The organism is Kiloniella laminariae (assembly GCF_027214005.1).
Lineage (GTDB): Bacteria > Pseudomonadota > Alphaproteobacteria > Kiloniellales > Kiloniellaceae > Kiloniella > Kiloniella laminariae_A.
Map to the genome: position 1 here is coordinate 25,807 of NZ_JAPWGY010000011.1, position 19,827 is coordinate 45,633.

At 52.9% G+C, this 19,827-nt stretch carries 12 protein-coding genes; 9 read left to right on the plus strand and 3 right to left on the minus strand.

Annotation, left to right across the window (positions count from 1 at the left end):
* The first annotated feature begins 71 nt into the window (after positions 1-71).
* From O4H49_RS18710 to lpdA, 4 genes are read left to right on the plus strand one after another with little or no spacing between them, the layout of a single operon-like run.
* Positions 72-1,304, plus strand: a complete 1,233-nt coding sequence (locus O4H49_RS18710) for a 3-methyl-2-oxobutanoate dehydrogenase (2-methylpropanoyl-transferring) subunit alpha (protein ID WP_269424971.1) — start codon at positions 72-74, stop codon at positions 1,302-1,304.
* Between the two features lie 2 nt (positions 1,305-1,306).
* The gene (locus O4H49_RS18715; protein WP_269424972.1) at positions 1,307-2,320 is read left to right on the plus strand and encodes an alpha-ketoacid dehydrogenase subunit beta; all 1,014 of its coding nucleotides are present in this window, start codon (positions 1,307-1,309) and stop codon (positions 2,318-2,320) included.
* Between the two features lie 2 nt (positions 2,321-2,322).
* On the plus strand, positions 2,323-3,702 hold the full coding sequence (locus O4H49_RS18720) for a dihydrolipoamide acetyltransferase family protein (protein ID WP_269424973.1): 1,380 nt from the start codon (positions 2,323-2,325) through the stop codon (positions 3,700-3,702).
* Positions 3,703-3,705: 3 nt separating this feature from the next.
* Positions 3,706-5,100, plus strand: coding sequence for a dihydrolipoyl dehydrogenase (gene lpdA, locus O4H49_RS18725; protein WP_269424974.1), 1,395 nt, complete (start codon positions 3,706-3,708; stop codon positions 5,098-5,100).
* A 143-nt stretch (positions 5,101-5,243) separates the two neighbouring features.
* On the opposite strand, the gene O4H49_RS18730 is transcribed toward lpdA, so the two are convergent.
* Both O4H49_RS18730 and O4H49_RS18735 read right to left on the minus strand, forming a co-directional pair.
* A complete protein-coding gene (locus O4H49_RS18730) occupies positions 5,244-6,206 on the minus strand; it encodes a UDP-glucuronic acid decarboxylase family protein (RefSeq protein WP_269424975.1) in 963 nt (320 codons plus the stop codon).
* A 40-nt stretch (positions 6,207-6,246) separates the two neighbouring features.
* Positions 6,247-7,272, minus strand: a complete 1,026-nt coding sequence (locus tag O4H49_RS18735) for a glycosyltransferase family 61 protein (protein WP_269424976.1) — start codon at positions 7,270-7,272, stop codon at positions 6,247-6,249.
* 302 nt (positions 7,273-7,574) lie between these two features.
* Between O4H49_RS18735 and O4H49_RS18740 the strand changes: the two genes are divergently transcribed.
* Entirely contained in the window at positions 7,575-9,083 is a 1,509-nt protein-coding gene (locus O4H49_RS18740; RefSeq protein WP_269424977.1) for an FMN-binding glutamate synthase family protein, read from the plus strand.
* Between the two features lie 119 nt (positions 9,084-9,202).
* On the opposite strand, the gene O4H49_RS18745 is transcribed toward O4H49_RS18740, so the two are convergent.
* Positions 9,203-11,722 carry a GcvT family protein gene (locus tag O4H49_RS18745; protein ID WP_269424978.1) on the minus strand — a complete coding sequence of 840 codons (2,520 nt, stop codon included), beginning with the start codon at positions 11,720-11,722 and terminating at the stop codon, positions 9,203-9,205.
* A gap of 465 nt (positions 11,723-12,187) precedes the next feature.
* Between O4H49_RS18745 and O4H49_RS18750 the strand changes: the two genes are divergently transcribed.
* The 4 genes from O4H49_RS18750 (at position 12,188) to O4H49_RS18765 (ending at position 19,799) form a co-directional block, all read left to right on the plus strand.
* The gene (locus O4H49_RS18750; RefSeq protein WP_269424979.1) at positions 12,188-12,454 is read left to right on the plus strand and encodes a hypothetical protein; all 267 of its coding nucleotides are present in this window, start codon (positions 12,188-12,190) and stop codon (positions 12,452-12,454) included.
* The gene (locus O4H49_RS18755) at positions 12,447-14,027 is read left to right on the plus strand and encodes a trimethylamine methyltransferase family protein (RefSeq protein ID WP_269424980.1); all 1,581 of its coding nucleotides are present in this window, start codon (positions 12,447-12,449) and stop codon (positions 14,025-14,027) included. Before O4H49_RS18750 ends, O4H49_RS18755 begins: the two co-directional genes overlap by 8 nt.
* Before the next feature lie 422 nt (positions 14,028-14,449).
* Entirely contained in the window at positions 14,450-15,442 is a 993-nt protein-coding gene (locus O4H49_RS18760; RefSeq protein WP_020592155.1) for a GlxA family transcriptional regulator, read from the plus strand.
* A gap of 160 nt (positions 15,443-15,602) precedes the next feature.
* On the plus strand, positions 15,603-19,799 hold the full coding sequence (locus O4H49_RS18765; protein ID WP_269424981.1) for an ATP-binding protein: 4,197 nt from the start codon (positions 15,603-15,605) through the stop codon (positions 19,797-19,799).
* The last annotated feature ends 28 nt before the right edge of the window (positions 19,800-19,827 follow it).

A 19,827-nucleotide genomic window follows, 5' to 3' on the forward strand; every position in this document is an offset into this window, starting at 1 on the left:
ACCAGTGCATATATGACATAATGGCTGACATAACCGGATTAAAAACGGGCGACAAACCAAGGGAGTGATACATGTCGGAAGAACAACGGCTGCATCTTCACGTACCAGAACCAGAATTTCGTCCCGGGGACACCCCGGATTTTTCCAATGTGAACATTCCCAATGCCGGGTCAGTCCGTCGTCCGGAAATCGATGTGCCGCCCGAAGAAATCAGGGATCTGGCCTATTCGATCATTCGCGTTCTCAACCGCGAAGGCGAAGCCGTTGGCCCCTGGGCCGGAGAACTGGACGATGATCAGCTGATCGAAGGTTTGCGGCATATGATGACGCTGCGGACCTTCGATGCGCGGATGATGATGGCGCAACGCCAGGGCAAGACGTCCTTCTATATGCAACACCTTGGAGAAGAAGCCGTCTCGACCGCCTTTCAGAAGGTTCTGGTCAAGGGAGACATGAACTTCCCGACCTATCGTCAGGCTGGTTTGCTGCTTGCCCAGGAATACCCGATGGTCAAGATGATGAACCAGATCTATTCCAACGAGGAAGATCCGCTTCATGGCCGCCAGCTGCCGATCATGTATTCGGAAAAGGAATATGGTTTTTTCTCGATTTCCGGCAACCTTGGCACCCAGTATATTCAGGCTGTGGGCTGGGCGATGGCTTCGGCGATCAAGCATGATACCAAGATTGCGGCAGGCTGGATCGGCGATGGTTCGACTGCTGAATCAGATTTTCATGCCTCTCTGGTTTTTGCCTCGACCTACAAGGCCCCGGTGATTCTCAATGTGGTCAACAACCAGTGGGCGATTTCAACTTTCCAGGGTATTGCCAAGGGCGGTTCCGGCACCTTTGCCGCGCGTGGGCATGGCTTTGGTATTCCCTCACTCCGGGTTGACGGCAACGACTATCTGGCCGTTTACGCCGTGGCCAAATGGGCGGCAGAACGGGCCAGACGCAACCTTGGTCCGGTGATGATCGAATATGTCACCTATCGCGCTGGCGGTCATTCGACCTCGGATGATCCCGCAGCCTATCGCCCCAAGAAAGAGTCCGATGCCTGGCCGCTGGGCGATCCGATCGAGCGGATGAAACTGCATCTGATTGCCCGGGGGATCTGGACCGAAGCCCGCCACAAACAGGCCGAAGCCGAAATCCGTGATCAGGTTCTGACCGCCCAGAAAGAAGCCGAAAGTCACGGCACGCTACATTCTGGTGGTGCGCCCTCTGCGCGCGATATGTTTGAGGATGTTTACAAGGAAATGCCGCCACACCTCCGGCGGCAACGTCAGGAAGCGGGGATCTGACCATGAGCAGAATGACCATGATTCAGGCCATCCGTGATGCCATGGATGTCAAGATGGGCCAGGACGAAGACGTCGTCGTCTTTGGCGAGGACGTTGGCTATTTCGGCGGTGTGTTCCGCTGTACCCAGGGCCTGCAGGAAAAATATGGCCGCAACCGCTGCTTCGATACCCCGATCAATGAGTCCGGGATTGTCGGTGCGGCGATTGGTATGGCCGCCTATGGCCTGCGCCCCTGTGTCGAGATCCAGTTTGCCGATTACGTCTATCCGGCCTATGACCAGATTGTTTCGGAAGCTGCGCGCCTGCGCTATCGTTCCGCCGGGGATTTTACTGCCCCGATCACCATCCGCATGCCGACAGGCGGCGGGATCTTCGGTGGCCAGACCCACAGCCAGAGTCCGGAAGCAGTCTTTACCCAGGTCTCTGGCCTCAAGGTCGTGGTGCCGTCCAATCCGATTGATGCCAAGGGCCTGCTGATCGCCTCGATTGAAGACGATGATCCCGTGATTTTCCTGGAGCCTAAGCGTCTCTACAACGGCCCCTTTGACGGTCATCATGAACAGCCTGTGACCCCCTGGTCGAAACACGAACTGGGCGAGGTGCCGGATGGTCATTACAGCATCCCCCTGGGCAAGGCCAAGGTCACCCGCGAAGGTTCAGCCGTGACCGTGCTGGCCTATGGCACCATGGTCTATGTTGCCGAGGCTGCAGCGCGGGAAACCGGGATAGATGCCGAGATCATTGATCTGCGCACACTGCTGCCGCTGGACGAGGAAACCATCATTGCCTCGGTCAAGAAAACCGGGCGTTGTGTGGTGGTCCATGAAGCGACCCTGACGTCGGGCTTTGGCGGCGAGTTGCTCTCGCGGGTACAGGAAACCTGTTTCTATCACCTCGAAGCCCCGATCATTCGTGTGGCTGGGTGGGACACGCCTTATCCCCATGCCCAGGAATGGGACTATTTCCCCGGACCAGCCCGTGTGGGCCGGGCCCTTGTTAAAGTGATGGAGGCCTGATCATGGGTGAATATGTCATCAAGCTCCCCGATGTTGGTGAAGGTGTTGCCGAAGCCGAGATCGTCGAGTGGGAAGTTGCCATCGGCGACGTGGTTCAGGAAGACATGGTGCTGGCTGCGGTTATGACCGACAAGGCGACGGTGGAAATTCCTTCCCCGGTTGATGGGCGGGTGATCTGGCTCGGCGCGGAACCCGGCGATATCATGTCGGTGGGCGCCCCGATTATCCGGCTTGAAGTCAGCGGTGAGGGGAATGTCTCTGCCTCTGACAAGAAGACGGACAAAGGATCAGAAGCTGACGCCCTGATCGCCAAGGCGGCAAAGGCCGCCAAGGACGTTGCCGCTGCAGAAGAAACCGCGAAAGCGTCAACTGCAGCGACGAGTACAAAAGTGGAAGCCACGGTTTCAGCTTCCGCCTTTGTTGCCGATGGCCGAACAAAAGTTACTATTGAAAAACCTGCGGCTTTACAGACGCGGCGCACAGTTTCCGGTCCAACCAGAGCCGAGGGCGAGAAACCGCTGGCCTCGCCATCGGTCCGTAAACGGGCCAAGGAAGCCGGGGTCGATCTGCGACAGGTGCCGGGAACTGGCCCCGCCGGGCGGATTTCCCACGAAGATCTCGATGCCTATTTCGATGGCAGCACCATCACGGCTCAACCCGGCGGCGGCTTGCAGGCCAATACCTCTGTTACTGATATCAAGGTGGTGGGGCTGCGGCGCAAGATTGCGGAAAAGATGTCGATTTCCAAATCGCGCATCCCGCACATCACGATTGTCGAGGAAGTGGACATGACCGCGCTGGAAGAACTGCGTGGTGTGCTCAACAAATCCAAATCAGACGACAAACCCAAACTGACGCTGCTGCCCTTCCTGATGCGTTCTCTGGTCAAGGCAGTAGGCGAACAACCTGCACTCAACGCGATCTTTGATGATGAAGCCGGAGTGATCCACCAGTACGGCGGTGTGCATATCGGCATGGCGGCCCAGACCCCGAACGGTCTGGTGGTGCCTGTGATCAAACATGCCGAAGCCCGTGATATCTGGGGCTGTGCCGCCGAGGTCAACCGTCTGGCGGCTGCGGCAAAATCCGGGACCGCGACCCGTGAAGAGCTGGGCGGCTCGACCATCACCATTACCTCGCTCGGTCCACTGGGGGCAATTGCGACCACGCCTGTGATCAACCACCCCGAGGTGGCGATTATCGGGGTGAACAAGATGGCGATCCGGCCGATGTGGGATGGTACGACTTTTGTGCCGCGCAAGATGATGAATATCTCGGCCAGTTTTGATCACCGCGTGATCGACGGCTGGGATGCAGCGGTGTTTGTCCAGAAGATCAAGTCGCTTCTGGAAAGCCCGGCAATGATCTTTATGGAGGGCTAGGCCGTGAAAGAAATCAAGACAAAGCTTCTGGTCATCGGTGCTGGCCCCGGTGGCTACATCTGTGCCATTCGCGCCGGACAGCTGGGCATTGATACGGTGATTATCGAAGCCGGAAAACCGGGTGGTACTTGCCTGAACGTTGGCTGTATTCCCTCCAAGGCGCTGATCCATGCAGCAGGCGAGTTTGAAAAGGCCGTGCATTTTTCCGGTGATAATGCTCTGGGGATTTCTGCTTCGGCACCCAGGATCAATCTCAGGAAAACCCTGGAATGGAAGAACGGCATTGTCAGCCGACTGAATTCGGGTGTGGCCGGGCTGCTCAAAAAACACGGGGTGAAGACTGTAGAGGGCTGGGCGAAATTCCGCGACGGCAAAACTGTGGCCGTGGAAACCCCGACGGGGACCCAGGTCATCCGCGCGGAATACATTGTCATCGCCACGGGATCTGCACCGATCGAGTTGCCGTTCCTGCCGTTTGGCGGTCGTGTGATCTCTTCAACCGAAGCCCTGTCCCTGAACGAAGTTCCGGCCAAACTGGCCGTGGTTGGGGGCGGCTATATCGGTCTGGAGCTGGGCATTGCCTATGCCAAACTCGGCAGTGAAGTCACGGTGGTTGAAGCCGCCAAAGCCGTCCTGCCGCTTTATGACAAGGATCTGATCCGCCCGGTGACCAAGCGCCTGAAAGAACTGGGCATCAAGGTTCTGACCGGGGCCAAGGCCAAGGGGCTGTCCAGCAAGGGGGATGCTCTGCTGGTAGAAAACGGCAGCGGCAAGGATGTGAAAATTCCGGCAGACAAGATTTTGGTCACGGTTGGGCGTAAGCCGGTGACCGAGGGCTGGGGGCTTGAGGAGATTGACCTCTTTATGGAGGGACGCTTCATCCGCATCAATGAACGCTGCGAAACCTCCATGCGCGGCATCTATGCCATTGGCGATGTTACGGGGGAACCGATGCTGGCCCATCGCGCCATGGCCCAGGGGGAAATGGTGGCCGAACTGATCGCCGGGGAAAAACGGTCCTGGGACAAGGTCTGCATTCCGGCGGTTTGCTTTACCGATCCTGAAATCGTTACTGCAGGTCTGTCACCAGACGAGGCCCGGGCGCAGGGGCATGAGATCAAAAGCGATCTCTTCCCGCTGCAGGCCAATGGCCGGGCCATGTCGATGGAACGCGAAGACGGTTTTGTCCGCATCGTCGCCCGGGCCGACAACCATCTGGTCCTGGGCATCCAGGCGGTAGGATCCGGCGTATCCGAACTCTCTGCCGGATTTGCGCTTGCCTTGGAAATAGGTGCCAGGCTCGAAGACATCGCCGCCACGATCCACGCCCACCCGACCCAAAGCGAAGCATTGCAGGAAGCGGCCCTGCGTACATTGGGACATGCCTTGCATATATAGATTGGACAGTTCGGCTTTGATTTACTGGGGAAAGTTCAAAAGGCGCCGGAATTTCCGGCGCCTTTTTCATTTTCAAGTCCTGTTCTGAACCTGATGTTTCACGGAAGTATTGACTTTATGTGTAATCATAAAAACATTTGGGATTAGTTCGTGTTTTCAGCAGATTCATTCCGCACGATGTTCTCAAAATATTCGATTGTTTTTACCAGGCCTTCTCTGATCTGAACTGTAGGGGACCAGGATAGTTCACTTGTTGCTTTGGAAATATCGGGTTTTCTTTGCGTTGGATCATCTTGTGGTAAAGGTTTGTTGATGATTTTTGAGCTGGATCCGGTCAGTTCGATAACGATTTCTGCGAGTTCGCGAATGGTGAATTCGTTTGGATTCCCTACATTGATAGGTCCGGTAATATCGTCGCTTGTATCCATCATCCGTATCATGGCTTCCACCAAATCGTCGCGATAACAGAATGATCTGGTCTGGCTACCGTCGCCATAAATCGTGATGTCCTGGTTTTGCAGAGCCTGCATGACAAAGTTGGAAACAACCCGGCCATCATTCGGGTGCATGCTCGGCCCATAGGTATTGAAGATACGCAGTACTTTTATTCGCAGTTGATGCTGGCGCCAGTAGTCAAAAAACAGTGTTTCGGCGCAACGTTTGCCTTCGTCATAACAAGAGCGGATGCCAATCGGGTTTACATTGCCCCAATAATCTTCTGTCTGTGGGTGAACGACAGGATCACCATAAACTTCAGATGTTGAAGCCTGGAGAATTTTGGCGTTGGTTCTTTTGGCAAGGCCAAGCATGTTGATGGCGCCATGAACGGATGTTTTTGTCGTCTGAACAGGATCGTGCTGATAATGAACAGGCGAGGCCGGGCAGGCCAGATTGTAGATTTCGTCAACTTCTACATAGAGAGGGAAGCAGACGTCATGACGCATCAGCTCAAAACGTGGGTGGCCAATAAGATGCTCCACGTTTCTTCTTGTACCTGTAAAGTAGTTGTCAACACACAGGACTTCATCGCCACGCTGCAACAGACGCTCACACAAATGCGAACCGAGAAAACCTGCTCCGCCAGTAATCAAAATTCTTTTGTTCATTCTGCTATTCTACCTCGGGCGATCGCCCTGTTGTAAGGGCTTAAGAAAGACTGAGTACGTTGGCCAGGCACTTTTCAAGGGAAACCGGGTTCAGTGTCATATTGCTTTTATCGTCGATACTGTCTGCAATCAAATACTGATAACTATGATGCATGGCGTGAGACAGGTTGAAATAACATTGATTTAATTCTGATCTTTGAGGGTGAAATTCTATCACTTTTCCTCCTTCTGGCATGAACATGATATTGGTCAGGCCCGCGCCATGAGGCCCGACGATCATCTCGCAGGAAGCCGCGAGTTCAACTTGTTCTGCAAAGGAAAGAGTTTCGAAAGAGATTGCCTCAAACCCATATTTCTCAAGAACCGGCAATATTTCGTCCTCATTCTTGATGATTCTGTTGGGTGCAAGTTTCCGGCTGATATAGACCCGGCGCTTGTTGTTCGCCGATTTGTTCCAAGGGCTCCTGAATTTTTCTGCCACGGCTCTGATTGTTGGTTCATGGTTATTGCCGACTTCGCCAGCATAGGTCGGTAAAAATAGCTTACCAAATCGTATGGACGCGATGTTTTCACGGATATACAGCGGTTGCTTCTCACCAAGAAGTTCGAGCGAAGCCGGGATGAATTTTGGTGTGATACAGATCTTAGGCAGATAAAGCTGTGCTGTAACCCCGTGTTCTCTGGCAAGATACAGGCGCGGAATTGTATCTGTCAGCCAGTGATAATAATTATAACTCCATACATCAGAGACCCAAAGGCCAGTTGATGCTTTTTTCCTTCGAAGGCTGGAAAGCAGCAGGCGCAGTTTCCCTTTCAGCCTTTTCTTTTTTGCATCCGGCATTCGAAAAGGATTAAATGCTTCTCTGACCACGGTATTATCAGACCACACCCAACCGTTTCCAAGAACAACAGCATCTTCGATTTCCAGCAGATTGCTCGCAGGAACGCTTTGCTCTGTTGCTTCTTGAAAAAGGAACTTGTCAGTGGAAGAAATATTAATCGGGTAATCCCGATGAACTTTCATTGTTTCGGTCAGGGGAGTTCTCTGAATTTTTCCGCGCGTCATACAGAAATTTGCCTTTATTATTCTAAATTTTGCAAAAAACTTAAAACGCTTGTCCTATTACATAATCCAATTTCTCTCGCAACTTATTTATAACCAAGTAATTTCCAATCGGGCTAACAGGGTGTTGCCAGAAATTTCTGATAGAGACCAAGCCCTGTGCAGTTATTGGGCATGCATTCTATATTCAGGTTCTGATGCAAGAGCACAAAACAGACAGTAACCACAGTGTGTATATTCCTTTAAGACATTACCCACTATAGTCATCAGATGGGTGATGACATTAATGCGGGGAAGAAATTCTTATGGGGCAGATTTCAGAGTTCGTTATAAACTTTATGGAGCTGTTGTCGTTTCTCTTTATCACAGCGATTGGCGCCGGAGTTCTCTGGTTGGTTTTTGCCTATATTAAAGACAAGACCCAGACCGAAAGCACCTTGCGCCGCAATTATCCGGTGATTGCCCGTTTCCGCTATCTGTTTGAACATCTGGGCGAGTTTTTCCGCCAGTATTTCTTTGCCCAGGATCGGGAGGAAATGCCCTTTAACCGGGCCGAGCGCTCCTGGGTGTATCGCGCGGCAAAGAATGTTGATTCCACCGTGGCTTTTGGCTCTTCCCGCGATCTGCGCCCGGCGGGGACGGTCTATTTTGTCAACTGCGCCTTTCCGACACTGGATGAGGATACGGTCGAGCCGGGCCCTGTGATTATCGGCCCCTATTGCAAACAGCCCTATGAAACCGACAGCATCTTCAACATCTCGGGCATGAGTTACGGCGCGATCTCGATCCCGGCGATCCGGGCACTTTCCGCCGGGGCGAAAAAAGCCGGGGTCTGGATGAACACGGGCGAGGGCGGTCTGTCGCCCTATCACCTCGAAGGCGGGGCGGATATCGTGTTCCAGATCGGCACGGCAAAGTTTGGCGTGCGCAAGCTTGAAGGCGGTTTTGACGAAGACAAACTGCGGGAGGTCGCCGGGCATGAACAGGTCAAGATGTTCGAGCTCAAGCTCAGCCAGGGCGCAAAACCGGGCAAGGGCGGGATTCTGCCCGCTGCCAAGGTGACGGAAGAAATCTCGAAGATCCGTGGCGTACCCATGGGCAGGGATGCGATCAGCCCGAACCGTCATCCCGAGGTGCGCAACGAAGCCGACCTGCTCGATATGCTAGGCTATATCCGCGACATCACAGGCAAACCAGTGGGCTTTAAACTGGTGGTAGGGGTTTACGGGTTTTTTGAAAATCTCTGTGTCGAGATCAATAAACGCGGCCCGGAATCTGCACCGGATTTCATCACCATCGACAGTGCCGATGGTGGCACCGGGGCAGCCCCCATGAGCCTGATCGACAACATGGGCATGCCGCTGCGCGAAAGTCTGCCGCTGGTGGTTGATAGCCTGAAACGCCATGGCCTGCGCGAGCGGATCAAGGTCTGTGCCAGTGGCAAGATGGTCAATCCGTCGGATGTTGCCTGGGCCTATTGCGCCGGGGCTGACTTTGTCAACTCGGCCCGTGGCTTCATGTTTGCGTTGGGCTGTATCCAGGCCCTGCAGTGTAACAAGAACACCTGCCCGACCGGGATTACCACCCATAATAAAAAACTGCAATTCGGGCTCGACCCGGTGGACAAGGCCGAACGTGTCGCCTGGTACGCCAAGAACATGCACAAGGAAGTCGGTACCATCGCCCACAGCTGTGGCGCGGCAGACGTGCGCAGCCTGAGGCGCCAGCACGCCCGGGTGGTGATGGACAATGGCCGCAGTGTCTCGATGGCCGATCTTTATCCCGAACCGGAAATCAGCAAAGCGGCGGAATAGCCGGGTATCTCTTATTTGATGCTTTGGAAAAGCGGATAGTAAAATTCTCAAACAAGAAAGGCGCCGGAAATTCCGACGCCTTTTGATTGCCGCTCTGCGTGAGTACGCGGTTGTCGGGATTATTCGACAGCGCGGAGTTTTTTGTTTTCGGGATCGTAGGGTGATTCCTCGATAACAGTGGCTTTGTAGAGATCGCCGAGGATGTAGACTTCCAGCTCGGTGCCGATGTCTGCCAGATCCGGACGGACCATGGCCAGGGCAAGGGATTTCCCTGTACGCCAGCCGTATCCACCAGAGGTTACGCGGCCAATCATCTCGCCATTGAGATAGATCGGCTCGGAACCGCGGGCGTCAACGTCCTTGATGCCGTGAACTTCCATGGTGACGAACTGGTTTGCGAAACCGCGTTCTTTCCAGGCAGCCAGAGCCGCTTTACCGATGAAGTCTTCTTCCTTGTCCAGGCGGACAAAGCGGTCGAGACCGGTTTCAAGAGCCGCGTACTCGATCGACATTTCGGTCGGGATCAGACGATAGGATTTCTCCAGACGCATGGAATCCATGGCGCGGATACCGAACGGCTTGAGGCCGAATTCTGCACCGGCTTCCATCAGCAGGTCGAACAGGTAGTTCTGCATCTCGATCGGGTGATGCAGTTCCCAGCCGTATTCACCGACAAAGTTCACACGTGCAGCCGTCACCGGGGCGATGCCAACGGAGATCTGCTGGGCAGTCAACCATGGGAAAGCCTTGTTGGAGAAGTCGGCGTCGGAGAGTTTTTCCATCAGCAGACGGGACTTTGGACCGGCGATGACGAACACGCCCTGCTGGGTGGTGATCTTCTGCAGGTCAACAGAACCATCCGTTGGCTTCAGCTTGGTCAGGTAATCCCAGTCGTGACGCTCCTGGGCACCGGCTGAAACCAGATAGTAGCTCTGCTTGCCGGTTTTCAGGATGGTGAATTCCGCGCGTACACCGCCGTGCAGGGTCAGCATGTGGGTCAGTGCCATACGGCCGATCTTTTTCGGGATCTTGTTGGCCACCAGGCTTTCCAGCCAGGCTTCGGCACCCCGGCCCTGAACGATGAACTTGGAGAAAGCGGACATGTCGAGCAGGCCGACGTTCTCTTCAACGTTTTTGCACTCCTGTCCAACAAACTCGAAGTAGTTGGAACGACGGAAGGACCATTTTTCCACAGGCAGCTTGCCGGGTTCGGCTGGCGCGTGGTTTTCACGGGTGATGGTGTCATCCTGGTTGAGTTGCTCTGCTGTCAGTCCGTAACCAGCTGGTGCGAACCAGTTTGGACGCTCCCAACCGTAGATGGTGCCCATAACCGCGCCATGTTCTTTCATGCGGTCATAACAGGGGGAACGCTTCAGGCCACGCGCTGCTGGACGGGATTCATCCGGGAAGTGCGGGGTGAAGACGTTGGCATAGGCTTCTTCGTTTTTGACCTTGAGGAAGCCGCGGCTTGCGTAGGGACCAAAACGACGCGGATCAACACCGGACATGTCGATGGTCGGTTCGCCGTCCACGATCCATTCTGCCAGCTGCCAGCCCGCGCCACCAGTTGCGGTGATTCCGAAAGAGTGACCTTCGTTGAGCCAGAAGTTCTTCAGACCCCAGGCCGGGCCGATGATCGGGGAGCCGTCAGGTGTGTAGGCAATCGCGCCGTTGTAAACTTCCTTGATGCCGACTTCGGCAAAGGCAGGAACGCGGGTGAAGGCTGTTTCAATGTAAGGCATAAGGCGTTCAAGTTCTTCGTTGAACAGCTCGTACTTTGCATCTTTGGCCGGACCGTCAACGTAACAGCAAGGCGCACCAACTTCGTAAGGGCCGAGCAGCAGGCCGCCGGCTTCTTCACGCATGTACCAGGAAGAGTCAGACTCGCGCAGCACGCCCATCTCGGGCAGGCCAGCCGCGTGACGGGCTTTGATTTCCGGGTGGGCTTCGGTGACGATGAACTGGTGCTCGACCGGGATAACCGGAATGTCGAGGCCAACCATGGCACCGGTCTGACGGGCAAAGTTACCGGTACAGGAGATCACGTGTTCACAGGTGATATCGCCCTTGTCGGTCTGAACCAGCCAACTGTCGTCGTCCTGCTGCTCCATGCCGATCACGGCTGTGTGCTGGTGGATTTCCGCGCCGAGGTTACGGGCACCTTTGGCCAGGGCCTGGGTCAGTTCAGCGGGCTGGACATAGCCGTCATCCATGTGCTGGATCGCACCGAGGATACCGTCAGTGTTACAAAGCGGCCAGATCTCTTTCAGTTCTTCAACAGAAAGCCAGCGCACGTTGACGCCGAGGGTTTTGGCAACACCAACATAGTAACGGTATTCGTCCATACGGTCCTGGGTACGGGCCAGACGAATGTTGGTGACCTGTTTCAGGCCGGAGTGCAGACCTGTTTCGGCTTCGAGGGAGGCATAGAGGTCAACCGAGTACTGGTGGATTTTACCAACAGAGTAGCTCATGTTGAACAGGGGAAGCAGACCGGCGGCGTGCCAGGTGGAACCGGAGGTGAGATCGTGACGCTCGAGAAGAGCAACGTCTGACCAGCCTTTTTTCGCCAAGTGGTACAGGGTACCTACGCCGACAGCACCACCACCGATAACCACGGCTTTGTAGTGAGATTTCATCGCCTGACTCCAAGTTTAATGCGACTAACGTGTCTAAAGACAACACGCGTTCCAGATTGTTCCTTTGTGCTTCTGATGACGGGCAGCTGGAAAGTGATGAGCTGATCTTTCGATCCTGAAAGCTGCTCAAGACAACAGACCCTTGCCAGAAGTACGCGCCATGATGATGGAGAACAGGTCTGTAAACGTCCTATCGGTTTGCGTCATCAGCATTGCATATTACGACACGAATGATTTTTTGCGACATTTTTTCCATCTTTGCTGGATGAGGACACTCTTTCAAAACCGCACATGACAGGGGAAACATGGGGCGGGGTGATGAAAATATTCCCTGGCACCCGGGCAAGGGGGGCACCGTATTAGGTGACTGATATTGAAGTTGTTTTGGAATAGGTCAGGGGAACTTCTCTTGGAGGGAGATAGCAGGCTGGTTTTGATGAAGGATATTCTGTCTGGGGAATAAAAATGAAAAAATATGTCTCTCCGGGCAAAGCGACTCGTTTTTCAGAAACCTTGTTTTGTTTGGATGAGAGGAAAGTTTCGTACAAAAAAATGTTAAAATCTGTTTTAATGGTACTCAACAAGCCAGCCGTTGGTGGTTTTTTATCCCAGGAAACAGCCAGTTTCTCCCGCTTGCCGCTTTTGGTTTTCAGACTGTCGCAAACTCGACAGAGCAGAAACGGTCCGGGGGGAATATTTCGAAGAGTCTATGGGAGGGCTTTTTATGAGTGATAGTGATACAGATACAGAACAGCAAGCTGGCCGCGCCGGTCGTGCAGGCCGCGGTCGCAGTGGTGGTGGGGCGGCGTCCCGCCGTGCTGTCCGTTCTGCTGGTAAGGCTACGCAGCTGAAATTCATTACCCGCAAGATCCCTTATTTCGAGACGCTCAATGAAGAAGCGCTTGAGATTATCGAGGAAAATGCGGAGATCATCCTTGAGGAAATCGGGATCGAGTTTCGGGATGATGCAGAAGCACTCCAGATTCTTAAAGATAACGGCTGTGATGTCCAGGGTGAACGCGTCCGCTTCCCCCGCGGTCTGGCACGTCAATGGTGCAAACATGCGCCAAGCCAGTTCACACAGCATGCTCGCAACAGCGAACGCAGTGTCATTATCGGCGGAAACAATACTGTTTTTGCTCCGGTTTATGGTCCTCCCTTTGTCCGGGATTATGATGGTGGCCGTCGCTATGCCACGATTGAGGATTTCCGCAACTTTGTGAAGCTTGCCTACGCGATGCCAGCGTTGCATCACTCTGGGGGAACTGTCTGTGAACCGGTTGATATTCCGGTGAACAAACGCCATCTGGATATGCTCTACTCGCACATCCGTTATTCGGACAAGCCTTATATGGGGTCGGTGACAGCGCCTGAACGTGCGGAAGATTCCATCGCCATGTCCAAGCTGGTTTTCGGCGATGAATTCGTTGAAAACAATACGGTGATGATCAGTCTGATCAACGCCAACTCGCCGATGACTTTTGACGATACCATGCTTGGCGCGTTGAAAGTCTACGCGCGCAACATGCAGGCCTGTATCATTACACCGTTTATTCTTTCCGGTGCGATGGCGCCTGTTACACCTGCGGGTGTGATGGCACAAACCCTGGCCGAAGCCATGGCCGGAATTGCCTTTGCCCAGATGGTTCGCAAAGGCGCGCCAGTTGTGCTTGGCTCTTTTGCCAGCTCGATCTCCATGCAGTCTGGTGCGCCGACTTTCGGAACCCCTGAACCTGCACTGGTGCTGTATGGTATGGCACAGTTGGCCCGTCGTCTGGGGCTGCCGTTCCGTTCTGGTGGATCACTTTGTGGTTCCAAAACACCTGATGCACAGGCGGCTTATGAATCCGCCAATACTATTATTCCAACCGCACTGGCCGGGGTGAACTTCACCCTGCACGCGGCTGGCTGGCTTGAAGGTGGATTGATTTCTTCCTATGAGAAGCTGGTGATGGATGCCGATCAGCTTGGCATGATGCAGCGGATGCTTGACGGGTATGACATGACTGAAAACGGTCAGGCCATGAGCGCGATCCGTGAAGTTGGCCCAGGCAGTCATTTCCTTGGCTGTGCCCATACCCAGGCGAACTTTGAAACCGCTTTCTTCCGTTCAACCATTGCTGACAATAACTCTTTTGAGCAGTGGGAATCCGAAGGCTCCAAGGATGCCTATCAGCGGGCAAGCGGGCTGGTGAAGAAAATTCTGGAAGAGTATGTTGCACCGGAGCTTGATCCGGCGATCGATGAGGCGGTACTGGAATTTATCTCCAATAAAAAAACCTCCATGCCGGATGCTTTCACTTAAGATCGTCCAGTAAAAAGGTTATGTCGCTGGATAGATATTGAAAAATGACAGCGATAAATCGACAAAACAAAAGAGGCAGCCAGGTGCTGCCTCTTTTTTATTGAGAAAACCGCTAGAAAGTACGAAGACGTGGCTTGTCGGCCTCTATTCTTTCTGATATCTGGCGTCTCAACAGTAAAAATGAAATAACGATTAACTGTTCTGAATGCGTCATTTCTGGTGAAGGAAGCCGAAAGTTGGTATGCTTCCGTGTTTCTGGTGTCTGTTTTCGGGTTTTTGAATGCCCGGTCACATCAGATTGCGGGAACAGCTGCTTCTGTTCCTTTCTTAAAGGCAGGACCCGCAAGGAAAGCCTTCGTTAAGGCCTTTGCGTCAAGATCGGTTAATGGGTTTAAAATACACACGTGTCAGGTGAGCATAAAATGATTCGTAAGGCCCCGCAGGAACTACCTCAACGCATTGTCTTTTTTCTGGTTCCCCGTTTCTCGCTCATTGCCTTTACCTCGGCACTGGAACCTCTGCGACTGGCGAACCGCGAGTCCGGGAAAAGGCTCTATAGCTGGAGTCTGGTTTCTGTTGACGATCTTCCTGTGCGTTCTTCCTGTGGTATCCCCTTTACACCGGATGCCAAGCTCGATGAGTTGCAACACTTTCACACCGTGGTGGTCTGTAGCGGCGAAGATGTTCAGAAAGTGGATGACAGGCGAATCTATTCTTGGCTGCGTCGGGTAGACCGGACCGGTGTTGATGTCGGGGCTCTTTGTACCGGGGCGCATATCCTGGCCAAAGCAGGGCTGCTGGATGGTTACAGCTGTACGATTCACTGGGAAAACCTTGCAGGATTTCTTGAAGATTTCCCGGAAATCGAAGTCACGCCAGAACTGTTCGAGATTGATCGTAACCGCTTTACCTGTGCGGGGGGGACAGCTGCTCTCGACATGATGCTCAATGTGATTTCTGCCCAGCATGGTCATGAGCTTGCCTCGGAAGTTGCGGACCAGTTTATGCACGAGCGTATTCGCGACCAGCACGATCAGCAGCGGATGTCCTTGCCAATCCGTCTCGGGGTTCGACATCCCAAACTTCTGGCGGTTATCAAGCTTATGGAAGACAATCTCGAAGAGCCTTTGACCAGAATTCAGCTGGCACGGGATGCGGGGCTGTCAACACGCCAGCTTGAGCGCCTGTTCCGCAAGTACCTCAGCCGGTCACCCGCCCGTTATTATCTGGAACTGCGGCTGAACAAAGCCCGGCTGTTGTTGCTGCAGACCAATATGTCGGTCATCGATGTGGCCCTGGCCTGTGGCTTTGTTTCCGCATCGCATTTCTCCAAGTGTTATCGTGATTTCTTTGGGCGCACACCACGCAAGGAGCGGGGCTTGCCAAGCCTGGCTGGAGAAGACGACGAAGACTAGAATTGTTTCAGCGTAACTCGAACTAGCAATGAGAGTGTGCAGGATCTGGTAATGTTTGCTTTTTTTTGTTAAAGAAGCATTCACCTACCCTCTTGTAAACTGCCGAAGTCGCCACCCCGTGGTGGTGGCGTGGTTGTCCCGTTATAAATTGAGTTTGCTGATGAAACTGACCAAGGCTGCGACCTTTCTGGTCGCGTTGACGGGTGTTTGTGCCAGTGTTTCCCTGTGGTTTTTTCTCAATACCATCAACGAGGAGACACTTCATCGGAATGCATCCTATGAAGCTACTCTTTTCCGGCAACAGATCCTCAACGGGATTGATAGCCGGGTTGATGTCCTGGAACGCTTTGCCCAACGTTCTCATATTTCAGGTGAGCTTGACCGAAGGAAATGGGATCACGATGCCCGGGCAATCATCGAGGATTTCCCCGGGTTCCGGGCCGTTGAATGGGTTGATCCAGAAAATATCATTCAATGGGTTGTTCCCCTAAAGGGTAATGAAAGTGCCTTGGGACTTGACCTTAACAAAATTGAATGGCGTCGCAATGATATCAAGAACCATGCCCGCAAGGGGCGGATGCATGTTTCCAGGGCCATCGAGCTGGTGCAGTCCGGTAACGCGATTATTGTTGATTTTCCACTTAATTTTGAGGGCCACTATAACGGCTTGATTGCCGGAATTATCGAACTCCCTGTTTATTTTGATTTTGTAACCAAGTCACTCGGCAACAGAGGCTATTCGATTTCAATTCTCGATGGGGACAAGCAGCTCTACTATAAGCTTACCGAGAAAAGCGACGCTGGACTTGCTTACAAGCAATCTGTTCCTTTGCCTTTTCCTGGAAACAGGCATTGGAATATAGAAGTCTGGCCAAATGAAACTGTTCTTGATCAAAACCGTCGCCAGTATCCGGCCTGGGGATTTCTGGGTGGGTTGTTATTAACCTTTCTGTTGACCGGACTTTTCCATCTTGCCCGTTTATCGCAACTGCGTTCGAGTGAACTGCACCGGGTTAATCATGCCCTGGTTGAAAGTAAAACCCGACTACAGGCTTTTTCTGATGTTGCTTCCGACTGGCTCTGGGAGAGCGATGAAAATCTGCGCCTGTGTTTTGTGAGCCCCCAAGTCACCAAAATTACCGGGCGCGCGGATAAAGAATATCTCGGCCAACCAATTGCCAGCCTTATTATTGAAGATGATAAAAGTGATGCAGGGGAAATCCTGCACGCCCTGAAGCGGCGCCAATCTTTTAGAAATCTGCTTTGTCGCAGTCTGGATGTCACTGAACAGACGATCTGGATCAATATCAGTGGTGTTCCCCTGTTATCCGAGGTAGGGGAGTTTCTTGGCTATCGGGGTAGCGCGAGTGAGGTCACAAACCGGGTTATTACCGAAGAACGTTTCAAAACCTTGTTTGAGCATTCTTCTGATGCACTTCTACTCAAAGGGAAGCTCGGTTTTCTGGACTGTAATCAGACCGCTGTACGGATGAGTGGTTGTAAGGACAAAGCCGAGTTGCTGTCCTTGCAAATGGAAGATCTTGCACCTGAATTCCAGGCAGATGGAGAACGTTCTTCTTTCAAGCTGCTTTCCATGACAGACAAGGCACTGGCCGAAGGAATAAGCCGGTTTGAGTGGACTATGTGTTCATCCTTTGACCAGGAATACCCTGTTGAAGTCACGATCACGCCGATTATAACACTGGGCGAGGAAGGACAGCTGATTTCATGGCGGGATATATCAGATCTTAAACAGCGTGCCGATGAAATTTCCCGCCATTACTCGGTCCTGAAAACAACCCTGAATACCATTGATCAGGGGGTTTGTATGATTGATGGCCAACGCATCATCGCTGTGAACAATCCTTTGTTTTATCGCATTCTCGGTATTTCTTTTGAAGCTTTCCCGATTGGCGTCAGCATCGATAAAATTATCGAACAAATCGAAGGCCGCCGGGATTATGGTGTGAAAGGCAAGCAGAAACAGGATGAAAGTCTGCTGGATTTACTGATCCGCGGGGAACCTTTCTTTCTGCCTTTACATATGTCCAACCGCCAGTTTCTCGAGGTTTCGGGAAGCCCGGTTATTGATAACGGAATGGTTCTGACGTTTAGCGATGTGACTGAAAGACGCGCTGCCGAAGAATTCCAGCAGGCAGTGACGTCGAACCTGCCGGGTGCCGTCTATCGCCTGACCCTTGATGACCAGGGAAAGATCTCTTTTCCCTATGTGAGTGACGGGATCAGAAAAATTACGGGCATCAGTGCCAGTTCGATCAAGATCAATCCTGATCTTCTGGCGACGGCACTCGATGGCTATGATTATCAGCACTGGCTGACCTCTATGGCCGAAGCCGGTGCTGAGACGCAACGGCTCGACTTTGAAATGCGATTCAAGCAAGACCCCGAGAGCTATCGCCAACCCCGCTGGGTGAGGTCGATTGCCCAATTAAGCCACAATGATCTTGGTATGGCGCAGTGGGATGGTATTTTGCTGGATGTCACCAAGCATAAAAATGCCGAACTGGCTCTTGAACAGAATTTGAACGATCTGCAGATGGCACACGAGGCTTTGGAAACCCAAAGTGGTGAACTGGCAAATATGGCAGAAGAACTCAGTGTTGCACGGGATCTGTCCGAAGCAGCCAACAAGGCAAAATCCGAATTCCTGGCGACCATGAGTCATGAAATCCGAACGCCGATGAACGGTGTTATGGGGATGGCGGAGATGTTGCTGGAAACCACGCTTGATCCCGAACAGTACGAGTTTGCCAAGATGATCAATGAGTCGGGCCAGGCTCTGATGAACATTATTGATGATGTGCTTGATTTTTCCAAGATCGAGGCCGGTCGGATGGAACTGTCGGTATCCGAAGTTGATCTGGTCGGAATTGTTGAATCAAGCCTGAACCTGCTTGCCTCGCGTGCGAACGACAAGGAGCTGGCAATATCGGCCTATCTGCCGCCTGATCTTGATCGACATATTGTCGCTGACGGTGGGCGGTTGCGCCAAATTCTGCTTAATCTGCTCGGCAATGCCATGAAGTTTACACTACAGGGCGGGGTCAGTGTAAATGTCTTTGCGGAAGATACGCCCGTCGAGAGTAATAAGGTGAGGCTTCGTTTTGAGATCCGGGACACAGGAATCGGAATTAGCGAGGATGTCCAGAAACATCTGTTTGAGAAATTTACCCAGGCTGATGCCTCTACGACCCGTAAGTTTGGCGGGACAGGCCTGGGGTTGGCTATTTGTAAACAGCTTGTCCACCTGATGGGGGGAGAAATCGGGATCCAAAGCCAGATCGGGCAGGGAAGTACCTTCTGGTTTACGGTCGAGTTGAATAAATCGACACGGGATATTGAGCTGATTGGGACGGTAAAGCCCGAGGAGGAACTCGGCTGTGATTCTGCCCTGCTTTATATGGAAAATAATTTTTGTACCGAACATCTCTGTCGCTATTTGAAAGAGGCGGGTATCCGTGTCGAGGTGACGAATGAAAGCAGAAAAGCAATTTCAATGCTTGAACAGCAGGATATCTCGTTGTTCTTGGCCAGTGATGACTGCGGTAATGCCGAACTGAAGGCCCTGTCGGCTGTTTTCGAAAAACTGGGCAAGCAAAAGACCTTCTACTCTGCCCTTGTTATCCAGCATAAATCCAGCGAGATCCAGCTCTGGGCCAAAGGGCTCGGCTATCATGGTACGCTGGCTTTGCCGATAAACCACAGTACATTACAAAACTTTCTGCGCCTTGCCTTTGACAAACGCGATGAGCCGACAACGGACAAACGTTTCTCCTTGCGGGAAGTTGCTCTGAAGAAGCAAAACCTGAAAATCCTGGTGGTGGAAGACAATAGGATAAACCAGAAACTGGCTGTGAGCATGCTGGCCAAAGCGGGACATCAGGCACATGTCGTCGGGAATGGTCAGGAGGCACTTGATACGGTTACCTCCGGTGAAAATTTTGATCTTCTGCTGATGGATATGCAGATGCCGGTGATGGATGGGCTTGAAGCCACTCGAAAAATCCGTGCGTTATCTGACAAGGCCCTGGCGACAATTCCGATTATTGCCATGACAGCGAATGCGATGGAGACAGACCGGGAACTCTGTCTGGATGCGGGAATGAATGAATATGTTTCAAAACCGATCAATCCGGGCGAGCTTTTTTCCAAGATCTCTGCTTGTGTCGGGGATATTGGTGACGTTTCCCGCGAAGACCTGGCGGAGGATACTGAAATAATAACGCTCGCTGGGGACTCTAAGAAAGAAGCTGGCAAAATTGAGACGAACCCAGCTGCTATGGATCCTGCTCTCGATGTATTTAAAGGGCTGCTGGAGAAGCTGGAGGGGTTGTGAGGCGCCCACCCCACACAAGACAAAAGGG

What these genes read in the sequence shown, in the direction of transcription:
- O4H49_RS18710 (WP_269424971.1), top strand. Translation starts at nt 72, where the DNA reads ATGTCGGAAGAACAACGGCTGCATCTTCACGTACCAGAACCAGAATTT.
- O4H49_RS18715 (WP_269424972.1), top strand. Translation starts at nt 1,307, where the DNA reads ATGAGCAGAATGACCATGATTCAGGCCATCCGTGATGCCATGGATGTC.
- O4H49_RS18720 (WP_269424973.1), top strand. Translation starts at nt 2,323, where the DNA reads ATGGGTGAATATGTCATCAAGCTCCCCGATGTTGGTGAAGGTGTTGCC.
- O4H49_RS18730 (WP_269424975.1), bottom strand. Translation starts at nt 6,206, where the DNA reads ATGAACAAAAGAATTTTGATTACTGGCGGAGCAGGTTTTCTCGGTTCG.
- O4H49_RS18735 (WP_269424976.1), bottom strand. Translation starts at nt 7,272, where the DNA reads ATGACGCGCGGAAAAATTCAGAGAACTCCCCTGACCGAAACAATGAAA.
- O4H49_RS18740 (WP_269424977.1), top strand. Translation starts at nt 7,575, where the DNA reads ATGGGGCAGATTTCAGAGTTCGTTATAAACTTTATGGAGCTGTTGTCG.
- O4H49_RS18745 (WP_269424978.1), bottom strand. Translation starts at nt 11,722, where the DNA reads ATGAAATCTCACTACAAAGCCGTGGTTATCGGTGGTGGTGCTGTCGGC.
- O4H49_RS18750 (WP_269424979.1), top strand. Translation starts at nt 12,188, where the DNA reads ATGAAAAAATATGTCTCTCCGGGCAAAGCGACTCGTTTTTCAGAAACC.
- O4H49_RS18755 (WP_269424980.1), top strand. Translation starts at nt 12,447, where the DNA reads ATGAGTGATAGTGATACAGATACAGAACAGCAAGCTGGCCGCGCCGGT.
- O4H49_RS18760 (WP_020592155.1), top strand. Translation starts at nt 14,450, where the DNA reads ATGATTCGTAAGGCCCCGCAGGAACTACCTCAACGCATTGTCTTTTTT.
- O4H49_RS18765 (WP_269424981.1), top strand. Translation starts at nt 15,603, where the DNA reads ATGAAACTGACCAAGGCTGCGACCTTTCTGGTCGCGTTGACGGGTGTT.